The 13344-nt window shown below is 46.5% G+C and carries 8 protein-coding genes and 1 pseudogene; 4 read left to right on the forward strand and 5 right to left on the reverse strand.

Translation table 11 applies throughout. From position 1 onward, the window contains the following. Positions 1-4: 4 nt before the first annotated feature. On the reverse strand, positions 5-1285 hold the full coding sequence (locus ACYVGO_RS31855; RefSeq protein ID WP_460972772.1) for a restriction endonuclease subunit S: 1281 nt from the start codon (positions 1283-1285) through the stop codon (positions 5-7). Further along, positions 1279-3735: pseudogene (locus ACYVGO_RS31860) on the reverse strand (type I restriction-modification system subunit M). Before ACYVGO_RS31860 ends, ACYVGO_RS31855 begins: the two are co-directional and overlap by 7 nt. Before the next feature lie 395 nt (positions 3736-4130). Here ACYVGO_RS31860 and ACYVGO_RS31865 point away from each other — a divergent pair. Beyond that, positions 4131-5009: an alpha/beta fold hydrolase gene (locus ACYVGO_RS31865; RefSeq protein ID WP_142774460.1), complete on the forward strand. Its 879-nt coding sequence runs from the start codon at positions 4131-4133 to the stop codon at positions 5007-5009. A 41-nt stretch (positions 5010-5050) separates the two neighbouring features. Here ACYVGO_RS31865 and ACYVGO_RS31870 read toward each other — a convergent pair whose 3' ends face one another. Together ACYVGO_RS31870 and ACYVGO_RS31875 are read right to left on the reverse strand one after the other, a co-directional pair. Continuing rightward, the gene (locus tag ACYVGO_RS31870) at positions 5051-5923 is read right to left on the reverse strand and encodes an RpnC/YadD family protein (RefSeq protein WP_460972774.1); all 873 of its coding nucleotides are present in this window, start codon (positions 5921-5923) and stop codon (positions 5051-5053) included. A 41-nt stretch (positions 5924-5964) separates the two neighbouring features. Next, positions 5965-6840, reverse strand: a complete 876-nt coding sequence (locus ACYVGO_RS31875) for an AraC family transcriptional regulator (protein ID WP_142774459.1) — start codon at positions 6838-6840, stop codon at positions 5965-5967. Positions 6841-6975: 135 nt separating this feature from the next. On the opposite strand from ACYVGO_RS31875, the gene ACYVGO_RS31880 reads away from it, so the two are divergent. From ACYVGO_RS31880 to ACYVGO_RS31890, 3 genes are all read left to right on the forward strand, one after another. Next, positions 6976-7875 carry a sugar phosphate isomerase/epimerase family protein gene (locus ACYVGO_RS31880; RefSeq protein ID WP_460972775.1) on the forward strand — a complete coding sequence of 300 codons (900 nt, stop codon included), beginning with the start codon at positions 6976-6978 and terminating at the stop codon, positions 7873-7875. 40 nt (positions 7876-7915) lie between these two features. Further along, on the forward strand, positions 7916-9031 hold the full coding sequence (locus ACYVGO_RS31885; RefSeq protein ID WP_460972776.1) for a Gfo/Idh/MocA family protein: 1116 nt from the start codon (positions 7916-7918) through the stop codon (positions 9029-9031). A gap of 107 nt (positions 9032-9138) precedes the next feature. Continuing rightward, complete coding sequence (locus ACYVGO_RS31890; protein ID WP_460972777.1) at positions 9139-12933, forward strand: PVC-type heme-binding CxxCH protein; 3795 nt, start codon at positions 9139-9141, stop codon at positions 12931-12933. A 127-nt stretch (positions 12934-13060) separates the two neighbouring features. On the opposite strand, the gene ACYVGO_RS31895 is transcribed toward ACYVGO_RS31890, so the two are convergent. Next, a partial coding sequence (locus tag ACYVGO_RS31895) for a sensor histidine kinase (protein ID WP_460972778.1) occupies positions 13061-13344 on the reverse strand: 284 nt, incomplete at its 5' end.

Genomic DNA, 13344 nt, shown 5'->3' on the forward strand with positions numbered 1-13344 from the left:
ACAATCAAGTCGTAAGTAACCTGATTCTACCCGTAAGTAAAACCTGCATCATGCCCTGTTTCAACAATCGTAGTTTTTCTAACCGTTGCTCTAGCTTTTCAATTTCGGCATCCATGTCTGACAGGATTTGCCCAATACACGCTTGTTCTTCTTTTGTTTTGGGCGCTTTTATAAAAACTTTTTTTAAATGTGCGGGGCCAAAATTTGGTTGTGCTCCTCCAGTTATTAATAAATCAATCTGATCTTTGAAAAAAGATGATTTCAAAAAAGCTAATAGAAAATAATAGTCAATATCTCTTAAAGGCTTAAATCTGATAACGCTTGTGTTCATTACTAAAGGCAAGTCTTGTTTTCTCACTACCGAAATTTTACCATAGCTGTTACCCGAACTTGCTATCACAATATCCCGCTCTTCAATTTCAAAATGTTTATACACCCTATTGAATTCCTCCATAGATATGTATCGATCCGTTTTGTCAAGATTTAAATATCCATTCTCAAGATTTGTCACATTGATAACTTTCATTCCTGAGCTTGTAAATTGCCAATTTCTTAAGCCTGGGCCTTCTTGAAACCAACAGACGTTCAAAAGCGGCTCTTCTATCCATTCATCTGTAAAGCCATTGATTCGCTGCCTACCTGTAAGCAACTCCTGCATAGCCCCTTGCTTGATGGCTTTTTTCTTGGCAATGAGTTTTTCTAATTGGGTAATGAGCGCGTCGGCATCGGTTAAGGCGGTGGCAATGACGGTTTGTTCGGCGAGGGTGGGGGGAAGTGGGAGAAGGATGGATTTGATTTGGCTAAAATTTAAACCTTGCCTGTTTCCACCTGTTTGAAAATCATTAATTTGTTTCTGTCCTGCGCTAGACAATAAAAAATGATTCAAATATTGTGGCTCATTTTTATCTATTTCAAGCCGGATAATACAAACATGCTGATTTACATTACCACCAATCAGCATGTGATTTGCAATAGAACTTCTACCAATTGAAGCACCTGTAATATTTAAAAAAACATCATTTTCTTTTATTTCTGTTCCGCTGAACGAGTTGTGTGTTTGATCATCAATAAACGCAATGTCCTCGAGCAACAATTCTCCCCAACCGATATTCTGACTTCTTACAAAAGGTCTTCCTACTGTTTTATAAACTCGCTCACCGCCTGTTGGCGTTTTACCACTACCAACCTTAATTGCAAGTTCTTCAATAGGCTTTATTTCCCAATCACTCGGAATCTCGCCAACTTCCGTTTGCTTAAACGCCGTTTGTTCCAGTTCTTCTACCATGTGAAATTCATTTGTTTTAAATGGTTTTCCACGTTAGTAGTTAGAACATCAACGTCGTTTTCCAATTGGGGTAATGGCGTTTCGTAGCGGTCGGCTAGTTCATTGATGCGTTGGGTTAGCCGGTGGCTGATGTTGTCCATTTCGGTACGGATGCGTTGCTCAAGGGCGGCCATCCACTTCGCTTCTACGACGGCGGCTTTTATGTCGTCAATTGTCAGCTTGGTATATTGAGCAATGACGCTGGTTTCCAGCGCGTCATGCGCCTTTCTGATGGCGGCTTTGGTATCGGCTTCGTCGTCCATCAGTTGCTTGTAACGTTTCAGCATCGCCAGTTCGTCGGCGGCATCGTCGTCGTTGCTGAACAGGGAAGTCAGTTCTTTGTACCGTTTCTGAATAGCCGCCTTACTGATTTTGCCTTTATCGTCGATAACGTCTTCCAGTAAACCGCCTTCTTCGCCATGTTCTTCGCGGAGTTCGTCCATCGTAGCGAGTAGGGTTTCGGCCTGGGCTTCCAGCGTGTCGATGGCGTTTTGCTCGGCAGTGAAGTAAAGTTGAATCAACAAGGCAGGGGGTATCAGTCGTCCTTCGAGCCCGCCAATGCCGGGCACCTGTTTTTCAGTTTCCTTATCGCCCTTTTTTATCTTCTTGGCAATGCGTTTCACTTCATTGCCAGACGCCCAGCCATCGGTAGCCAGTTCATAAAAATCATCCTGCATGGTGTCGGCCCAATAGTCCATCAGGTGCTGATACATCGCGTATTTATCGGTCAGCGGTTTGTTGTCGTATTGCTTCAGCAGCGTTTCCGATATCCGATGGATTTCACGCTTGGGGTGTAGGCCCTTATCCAGTGCTTTGGCATAGGTAGTGAGGTCGGTTCGCCACTGGTCAAAAACGGTATTCATCTGGTTGCCAAAAGCGGTAAACTCAGGATGGTTATAAATGCTGTCTTTGATATCGGCGCTATGGATGTTGAGTTGATAATAATTGGGGCGGCTGTCAACGGGCTTGAACAAATGCTGTTTTAAGCTTGGATAAACCGTCCAGTAGGCATCGAGTGCGTCGATATCGCGTTTGGGAATACCGCCCAGCAAATGGGCCTCAATATCCTGAATATCTTCCGGCTCCTGGCTGTCGATGTAGCGGGGGATATTGAGGTTATAGTCGTTTTTAGGGTCGGCAATGTCAGTTATTGGAATGTTGCGGGCGTACTTCGGCGTTTTGAGACTATTGTTGAAGGTGTCCACAATTTTGTGAATGTCCTGCTCCCGAAGCCGGTTTTGTTGCCGTCCTTGATGAAGCCCCGGCTGGCATCAATCATAAAAATATGATCCCGCTCTTTAGCGCCTTCCTTATCTAGTATAATGAGCGAAGCGGCAATACCCGTCCCGTAGAACAAGTTAGGTGGGAGCTCAATAATGCCTTTGATGTACCTTTTGAATGAGTTTCTTTCTAATATCGGATTCCGCATTGCCCCGAAACAGTACGCCCAGCGGCAACACAATACAGGCTTTGCCGGTCGATTTCAGGGATTTGATTATGTGCAGTAAAAAGGCAAAATCTCCGTTCTTTTTAGGTGGGGCCGTGGCCACAATGTCGAACCGCTTATAAACATCGTTCAACGGATCGAGCCCGTTCATCCACGATTTATAACTGAAGGGTGGATTGCATACGGCATAATTGAAGGTTTGCAGTTCGCCCGTTTTGTCATCCGTAAATTGTGGGGCTGCTAAGGTATTTCCCTGCTTGATGTCGGCATCGGAGAAGTTATGCAACCACATATTCATGACCGCCAAACCTCGGGTAGCGTTGTCGTTCTCCTGTCCGTAGATGTCAATGCCATGCGGGGCCAGGGCAGCGGCTTTCAGTAGTAGAGAGCCTGAACCGCAGGTGGGGTCATACAACGATTCGGACTGGCTTTTTGACTGACGAATGCCCACCACCTCGGCCATAATGCGGGAAACTTCGGCTGGGGTATAAAATTGACCTTTACTTTTTCCGCTTTCGGTGGCGAAGTGCCGCATCAGATACTCGTAAGCATCACCTAACAAATCGTCACCTTCGGCCTGATTCCCCCCGAAATTCAATTCGGGTTTATTGAAGATGTTGAGCAGGTTTGTCAGACGATCTACTTTGTCTTTACCACTACCAAGTTTAGCGTCGTCATTGAAATCGACAACAAGGACATCTTTTAAGAAGATATTATTATCGGCAAACGCTCCAATAATTTTGTTGATGTCATCTCCAATACTGCTCTTGCCCCGAAATTTGAGCATATCGTAGAAGCTGGTTCCCTCTTTTACGTCAATGAGCGGGTCTTTCTTATCGGAAACGTACTTCATAAACAGCATGACCAGTACATAGTCCTTGTATTGACTGGCATCCATGCTCCCTCTTAACTCATCGCAACTTGCCCAAAGTGAGCTATATAATTCAGATTTCTTTACGGCCATTCTACGCGCTATACCCTTTGGTTGGGTTTTTAGCTGGTAAATATAAGTTTAACCTAGCCAAAATCGCCATTTGTGGGGTGGCCTTTTGGTTTTGTAAATGAAGAAATGTGCAATCTGACCTTTTGAGTGCTATATGGTTGATAATCAGAATTTTATTCTCTTGTAATAATAATTAACAATTGAGATTGAGGGCTTTACGAAAGCCAGTCAGCAGATGCCCAATGCATCAGGTTGGTTCACTAGACGGGCGATTAGCCATTGCCTCATGGAAGAATGATACAATTATCATTAAAACTGATTGAACGGGAAATCTATCGAAAACCATTCTTCGTAGCTATAGTTCTATTAACTGAATAGAGTAAAGGAATAACTCAACAAAACAAATTTAACGCGTTATGAGCTACATTAAAGCAGGCACGGATGCATCCGGCAACGACATTAAGCTTTTCTATCAGGATCTGGGCACCGGTACACCCGTTGTATTAATTCATGGTTGGCCATTGAGCCACGAAATGTGGGATTATCAATTGGCCGAATTACCTGCTCATGGCCTTCGTGTGGTTGCCTACGACCGTCGGGGGTTTGGTAAATCGTCTCAGCCCTGGGATGGCTATGATTATGACACACTGGCCGACGATCTGAAAGCGGTACTCGATGAATTAGACCTGCAAAATGTGACATTAGTCGGATTTTCGATGGGCGGGGGCGAAGTCGCTCGATACATGAGTCGCCACGGCGGGGCTAGGGTTTCGAAAGTAGCGTTCATCAGTGCCGTAACACCTTATCTGCTTAAAACAGATGATAACCCCGATGGCGTTGATCAGGAGGTTTTTGATGAAATTGCCACCAACATCAAGAAAGATCGCGCCGATTTCCTTCAAACGTTTGGCAAACAGTTTTATGGTGTAAGCCTCTTGAGCCAACCTGTTAGTCAGGCGCATCTAGATGGTGATTTTGCCCGCGCCTACGTAGCATCGCATAAAGCTACTCTCGACTGTGCTACTTCATTCTCAACTACGGATTTTCGTGATGATCTGGCAGAAATTCAGGTTCCGGCTTTGATTATTCACGGGGATTCCGATAAAACGGTACCCATTGAAGCATCAGGTGAACGAACAGCTAACGCGCTGCCAACCGCTCAATATATTGTGTATGAAGGCGAACCTCATGGTCTGTTCGTGACTCAGAAAGATCGTTTGAATGACGATTTACTTTCGTTTATTCTGGAGGGAGTATCCGTACGGCAGCCGGTTGGAACAACGACCATATACTAGGGTAATGTTTTCTCGTATAGAGAGTTGGTGGTATAAAGTTATTATGCCATCAACTCTTTTTTTAATGCCTCAACAAAGCTGATAGATACCTCAGTCAATCGGCTAATCTCCTGTGTCGACAGGCTCGTTTCTTTGAGTAGATTTAAGACTACTAAACGTTCTTTACTAGACTTGCCCTGCTCGATTCCTTGTTTTTTGCCGTTTTCAAGGCCTAGACTAAACCCTAAACGTTCTCCCTTTTTATAGAAAGGATCCTCCTGCTCTTTAAAATATTGTGTTAATTTCTCCATAACAGTTTCTAAAACTGATTGTAATTTACGTAGTTGAACCAAAACCCGCAACTGGCTAATATATCTTTCAAACGCCAATGACCCAGTTGCCGTTGCATGAATTCGATTTATTATACTCTCCAAAATAATTTCGGGCGATTGTTGCCCATAATCAGCTAAAAGTGCAAACAGAATTTCCTCTGGTTTATCAGATCTTAGAAATAGATCATGATTAAACTGCTGGAAAGACACTAGATTATAACGGATAATAGAATCCCCCATATTGAGTTCTGTGTGCATTTTAGGGAGTTTATCTCCCATAAAAAGGACGTATTGTCGAACCGGGATTCGATAAGCCCTGGCGAGCATGACACAGTATTCCCCCATACGATAAATCATATCGGGGTCATCGGCTACTTGGAATTCCAGATGCAGTACAAATGTCTTACCGTTAACATCTCGAATACGTTTGAGCGCATCTGGTTTACGTTCTTTGGTATGATGGAGTTCATCAGGTAGTTCCTCTAATTCAGCAGCATGAATGCGTAGAAGGCGCTTAACTAATGCCGGAATAGCAGCTTCTAAATTTTCTTTAACGATCTTATCGTATTGACTAATCGAAAATGATTTACGGCGGGATTTCATAGTCCTATAAAAGTAACTACAAAATCTTATTTTGTATACTTTTACTGAAACTGCCGGTACGTTTTTACATAGGTTGACGGCGTCTGACCCGTAATGTCCTTGAACTGCCGGTTAAAGTTCGATAAGGTTCGAAAGCCGCTCTCAAAACTGATTTGAGTGATTGATAATTTACCACTCATCAAGAGCTTACAGGCATGACCAATTCGGACTTCGGAGACAAATTCGGAGAAGGTTTTGTTGGCACGAGCTTTAAAGTAGCGGCAAAAAGCAGGGGATGTCATACCGGCCAGATCCGCAACCCGATCCAGACTGAGATCGTCAGGGAAGTGCCCTAGTACATAATCATGGACCAACTGCATACGGTCGGTTTCGGTGGGCTTAACCGTATTTGTGTAGCCCGCACTGGTCAGATACTGATAATCGGTAGCGTACGAAAGATCATTCAGCAGCGTTAGCAAACTCAGAATACGGCCAAAGGTAATCGGCTGTAGGGTTAGATGGCGCAGAGCAGCCGCAGCCCGGTTGCGGGTGGGGCCATTCCACTCTAACCCCTGCCGGGCATGGCCAAGCAACTGCCGCAACGGAGCCATCTCCTGCTGTTCAAAAAAAGTAGTTCCGAGGAAATCTCCCGTGAAATACACCACAATTCCTTTGGTCTTGAGGTTCGACTGCCTGTCGAAATACGCCTGATCGCTTCGCCAGAGATGGGGCAGGTTGGGGCCCAGAAAAACCAGATCGCCTGGACCAAAGGGTTTTATAGAATCGCCAATAAAACGCGTACCGGTTCCTTCCTCCACCAGAAATAACTGATAATGTGGGTGAAAATGCCAGTTTGGGTCAAAGTGAGGCTCCACCAATTCTTTCACTGTGAATGAAGCCGCAACAGGTTCAAGATCTTTACGAAGGGGCTGTTTCATTCAATTACTTCTTTTTAACGTAAATAACGATTAAACCCACTGATTCGTGTAAAAATATAGTCGGTATTGGCCAATAAAAGCTACACCTTGAATTTTACTACTGATTAGATTTGTGTAATTTTCCACAGAAGCAATATGAATAAGATAGGAATGAATATGTTCGTATGGACGATGACAATGGACGAAAATTTGTCCGATACGTTGTCGTTCCTGAAAACGAGCGGTTTTGATTTTGTTGAAGTCCCCATCAATGAGCCGGGCGGTACGCCTGCTAATCTGGAAAAGTGGCAGCGTTTAGGTGAGCAATTAAAAGCGCTGGACTTAGGCGTTCAGTCCTGTACAATATGCAGCCACGAGCATAGCCTTATTAGTCCAGACGCATCTGTACGTCGGGCCGCGGTTGATTACCTTAAACAAATTGTCGATTGCTCAAAAGCGGTTGGGTCTACCATCCTGATGGGGCCTTTATACGCAGGATTCAAAACATTTACGGGTAAGCCAGCTACGGAAGAGGAATGGAACTGGTCGGTAACCGGAATGCGTGAGGTAGCCGAACACGCCCAAGCGCAAGGTGTTACATTGGCTATAGAGTATCTCAATCGGTTTGAAACCTACCTGCTCACTTGCGTAGATGATCTTGTTCGTTACGTTGAGGCCGTTGCCCACCCGAATTGCCAGGCTGCATTTGACACGTTCCATGCAAATATGGAGGAGAAAAACATCGGTGATGCCTTACGGAAAGTAGCGCCTTACCTGGTTCACGTCCAGATTTCGGAAAATGACCGTTCCACACCTGGAAAGGGTCATATCAATTTCGATGAGGTATTTGGTGTTTTACAGGAAGTTGATTACGATGGGCCGATTGCCATTGAAGCCTTTGGCCCAAATCCACCTGAACTTGCAGCCGCTACGCATATTTTCAGGCCCATGTTCGAGTCGCCGGAGCAGTTGGCGGTAGATGGGCTGGCATTTATAAAAAGCCAACTAACGCCAACTACCGATGCCGTAGACCATTTAGTGGGTAACAGACTATAAATCATAAACCTTCCAGCCGACTGGGACGGTCGGTACTACAATGAAACTAAATATCGCTATTGTTGGCTTGGGCTTTGGGGCCGAATTTATTCCGATTTATCAGCGTCATCCAAACGCAAACATGTACGCCATTTGCCAGCGTAACGTCGAAAAACTAAACGAAATCGGCGATGCGTATGGCATTGAAAAGCGCTACAGTAACTACGACGAACTGCTCGCCGATCCGAACGTCGATGCGGTTCATATTAACTCGCCGATTCCGAATCATGCCGAGCAAAGCCTAAAAGCGCTGCGGGCTGGTAAGCATGTGGCCTGTACAGTTCCGATGGCCACTACGGTTGAGGAATGTCTGGAAATCGTGAAAGCGACTAAGGAAAGCGGTAAGAAATACATGATGATGGAAACCGTGGTGTATAGTCGCGAGTTTCTGTTTGTCAAGGAGTTATACGAAACAGGGCAGTTAGGCAAAGTACAGTTCCTGAAGGCCAGTCACCAACAGGACATGGACGGATGGCCTGACTATTGGCCTGGATTACCGCCCATGCACTATGCCACGCACTGCGTTGGCCCGGTGGCCGGATTACTCAAGCTCGAAGCCGATTATGTGTCCTGCTTTGGTTCGGGAACAATTCGGGAGGAACTGGCTAAGATTCACAATTCGCCATTTGCGGTTGAATCGGCCCATATTAAGTTTAAGAACAGCGACTTGTCCGCTTATGTCTATCGGTCACTGTTCGACGTAGCGCGTCAGTATCGCGAGAGTTTTGAGGTGTACGGTGATAAAAAATCATTCGAGTGGCAACTCATTGAAGAAGAGCAACCGGTGATTCATACCGCCAAAAAGCCAGAGCCGGAAATTCCTGAGAAAGTAACCGTACCGGATTACGCGCATTTGTTACCGGAGCCCATTCAGCGCTTCACAACCAAAGGCGTATACGATGCTGATGAGCAGCAACACCTGTCGTTTACGCAGGGTGGTGGCCACGGTGGTTCGCACCCGCACATGGTGAATGAGTTTTTATCGGCTATTGTCGAAGACCGTGAGCCCTTCCCGAATGCGGCTCAGTCGGCTAACTGGACGAGCGTGGGTATCCTGGCGCATGAATCAGCGTTGCAGGGTGGGAAGTTGATTCAATTACCAGATTTTAACGAATAAATTTTTAAACGCAAAGGGCGCAAAGGATTCGCAGAGAACGCGAAGAATATATAGCAAGTCCTTTGCGCTCTCTGCGAATCCTTTGCGCCCTTTGCGTTTAAAAAACCATGAAAAAGCTACTCATACTTATTGGGCTCGCAACCGTCTTTGCCCAATGCGCCCGCCAGTCGGCTCCCAACACAAGTGTCCGTCAGGAGTCTGCGAATTCACGCGGGACAAAACCACGCCGGATAGAAATTCTGTTTCTGGGCGATAATGGTCATCACAAGCCAATCGAACGGGTGCCTGAAATTATGGCCGCTCTAGGCGATAAAGGCATCAACTTTACCTACACCGATAAGCTGGAGGATCTGAATACCGAAAACCTGAATAAATACGATGGCTTGCTGATTTATGCCAACTGGGACAGTATTCCAAAGCCGCAGGAAAAAGCAATGCTGGATTATGTCGCATCCGGGAAAGGGATCATTCCCGTGCATTGTGCGTCCTGGTGTTTCCGAAACTCAACCGATTACGTCGACAAAGTGGTTGGTGGGCAGTTCTGGCGGCATCGAATGGATACCATTCAAACGCGGTTCACCCAGCCAAACAGCCCAATTGTAGCTGGTCTGCCTTCCTTTAAGGCATACGACGAAACGTACTTACACAGCCATCTGCAAGCTGATAATAACGTGCTGGCGGTTCGCGAGATTAAGGCTGATCAGGCAAAAGACATGGCAGCGGCCAACCGGACAGGCGTATCGGAAGAACCCTACACCTGGACTCGACAATACGGCAAAGGACGCGTGTTTTACACCGCTTATGGTCATGACGAGCGCACCTGGCTACAGCCTGGTTTTCAGCAACTGCTTGAGCGCGGTATTTTATGGGCTGTGGGTGATGACGTCAAAAAACTGCACGATGACTTAAAACCACAGGCATTTACGTACCATGATGCTAATCTTCCTAACTACGAAAAACGCCCTGGGCCTCAATTAGAGCAGAATCCTCTCTCGCCGGAAGAGTCGATGAAACATATTCAGGTGCCAGTCGATTTTACCCTCGACCTGTTTGCGCACGAACCCAACGTGATGCACCCGATTGCCATGGCCTGGGACGAGCGCGGACGACTCTACGCACTCATTACGAAAGATTACCCGAACGAACGCAAGCCCGAAGGTGGATCTGATTACATCGTTATTTGTGAGGACACGGATAAAGATGGCAAAGCCGATAAGTTTACCAACTTCGCCGAAGGCCTAAGTATCCCAACCGGAATGGCGTTTGGAAATGGGGGTTTATATGTTTCACAGGCACCACATATGCTGTTTTTGCAGGATACCAATGGGGATGACAAGGCCGATGTGAAGAAAATTGTTTTCACCGGTTTTGGTACGTTCGATACGCACGCTGGGCCAAGCAACCTGCATTACGGGTTCGATAACTGGATTTGGGGCAGTGTTGGCTATTCTGGTTTTAAAGGAAAAATCGGGGCTGATAGTGTGAAGTTCAGCCAGGGATTCTTCCGGTTTAAGCCGGATGGCTCGAAGCTTGAATACATGACCAGCACCTCGAACAATACCTGGGGGTTAGGCTTTAAGGAAACCGGCGATATTTTTGGGTCTACAGCCAATAATTCGCACGGTTGGTACATGGCCATTCCGAATCGGTACTTTAATGGAGCTCCTCACTTGCGTGAAAATGGTAGCCGCAGCACCGATACGCACAAAGACATGAAGCCCATTACTGAAAAAGTACGGCAGGTGGATGTGTTTGGCGGATTTACAGCAGCAGCCGGGCATAATTTTTATACCGCCCGCGCTTTCCCGAAAAAATACTGGAATACAGTTGCCTTTGTGGCAGAACCAACGGGCCATATTCTGCACCAGAACGTGATGCAGAAAAGCGGTACTAATTTTGAAGATGCCGATGGCTTCAACCTGATAGCTGGAGCCGATGAGTGGTTTGCACCTGTATTTGCTGAAGTTGGTCCCGATGGGGCCGTTTGGGTAGTAGACTGGTATAGCTACATTATTCAGCATAACCCCACGCCAAAGGGCGCCACCAATGGATCTGGTAACGCTTACGAAACGCCACTCCGCGATTTCACCCACGGTCGGATTTACCGCGTTGGCTACAAAAATGCGCCAGCCTATACACCGATGACGTTGAGTAAAGACCGCCCTGATGAGTTGGTGGCAGCCCTGAAAAACACGAATATGTTCTGGCGAATGACGGCCCAGCGGTTGCTCATCGAACGGAATAATAAAGATGTGTTTCCACAACTGATCGCTTTGGTAAATGACCGGTCGGTGGATGAAATTGTTAATAATCCGGCCGCTATTCACGCGTTGTGGACCTTGCAAGGATTGAACATGCTGGACGGTTCGACTATTGTTTCTATTGCGTTAGCAGATGCCCTAAAACACCCCGCACCTGCGGTTCGTAAAACGGCTATACAGGTAATGCCGCCTAAACCAGAAGCAGCGGATGCGCTATTGGGGGCACTGACTGATACGGAGCCATTAGTGGTACTGAATGCTCTGTTGAAGTTATCTGAACTTCCCCAGAGTCAGGCCACGCAACAGGCCATCCTGGCCCGACTTGAAAAGGGAACTGAGGTAAATGATCGCTGGTTACCCGAAGCGTTTGCGGCTGTTCTGACAAGCCAGAATGGGCAATTGCTGAAAACCTACCTGAAGCAACTCGCTACGAACGCGCCCGCAAAAGCAACGCATGACATGGCGGCTCATAATCATGCGGACATGGAAAAAACGTCGGCTACTGTAACGGCAGCTGCGTCTACACAGGCTAATTCATCATCGAACTTGCCTGACCTTGTTATTGCCGCCATTCGTACAACGCCGGAGTCACCTTTTGTTCGTGAGGGTGTTCGTCTGTTTGTTGATGTGACAAATGTGGGTGGCGTGTCTATTCCCGAAGGAACACCCATTCCGCTGTCGGTACGAGTAGAAGGACCGAAAGGGGCGGCTGAAGGGGCAAAGATTGATTTTGTGAGTGTAACACACGATAAGGGTATCAAACCCGGAGAAACTGTTACCATTAGTAAATCGAACAATGGTCCCTGGGTGGGCGATATGGGCGTAACCTTTGAGCGTGCCGGGCAATATACGCTTACAGCCATGCTCGACCGAGAGAATAAAATTGCTGAAGGTAACGAGCAAAACAACAACGCTACCCAAACGCTGACGTACCGGGCTCCGCAAAGCCTGAGCGCTTACACCCTCGAACGTGCCACGCGTAGTTATGCATCGGTTGCGCCTGTAGATTCCGTGATTGCGTTACTTCGGCAAAGCCAGAAGGTAGCGGCAGCGCAGGGCGAAGCTATTGTAAAAGGTGTATCGGAAGGATGGAATATGAAACAAAAAGCGACTGTTCAGGACGTCGACAAGTCGTTCTTAGCTAGTTTAACCAGCTCCGTTTCAACCGAAAATCGCGAACGCTTAAGCCGCCTTTACGATGCCTGGGGACTAACGAAAGAGGCTCCTGTTGATCCTAATGTGGAAGTAGTGCGTATGAAAACGGTACGTGAAGAAATGCGCTACGACAAAAAAGAATTTACCGTAACGGCCGGTAAGCAGGTTGAGATTGTACTGGAAAACCCTGACGCTATGCAGCACAATCTGGTTATTGGTAAACCCAAAAGCATGGAGATCATTGGGGCGGCTGCCGACAAACTGATCACTGCAAAAGACGGAGCTGAGAAAAACTATGTACCTGCTATTGCTCAGGTTATTGCCGCTACACCTTTAGTCAATCCAGACCAAACGTATCGGCTCAAATTCACGGCTCCAAGTACGCCCGGTGATTATCCTTTTGTGTGCACATTCCCAGGTCACTGGCGTATGATGAATGGTGTGATGCGGGTAACGAAGGCAGCGCAGAGTATGAATGCCAAATAAGAATTTCGTAAACATATAGGGTTTTAAAACCGTATAGGTTAGAAAGTTAAACGGTCATTGTCAATCATCAGTAGATGAACGGACAATGACCGTTTAACTTTCTAACACCTCTGATTTGATTTATCCCCTAACTAGCCGTTTCATTCGGCGATAGGAGTGAAGAAGGGGGGACCTGAATCATGAATTCACTACCTTGCCCCACTTCACTTTTTACCCAGATTGTCCAGTTGTGGGATTGAATAATGCGTTGTACATAGCTCAGCCCTAAGCCGAATCCCTTTACGCTGGGCTGGTTACGATCATGCACCCGGAAAAAAGGCTGAAAGATCTGGGCAACTAATTTCGGGGGAATACCTACACCCCGATCGCGTATTGTAATCGTAAGGCCATCCGTATTGGTCTTTGTAAGGA

The organism is Spirosoma migulaei, assembly GCF_054776855.1.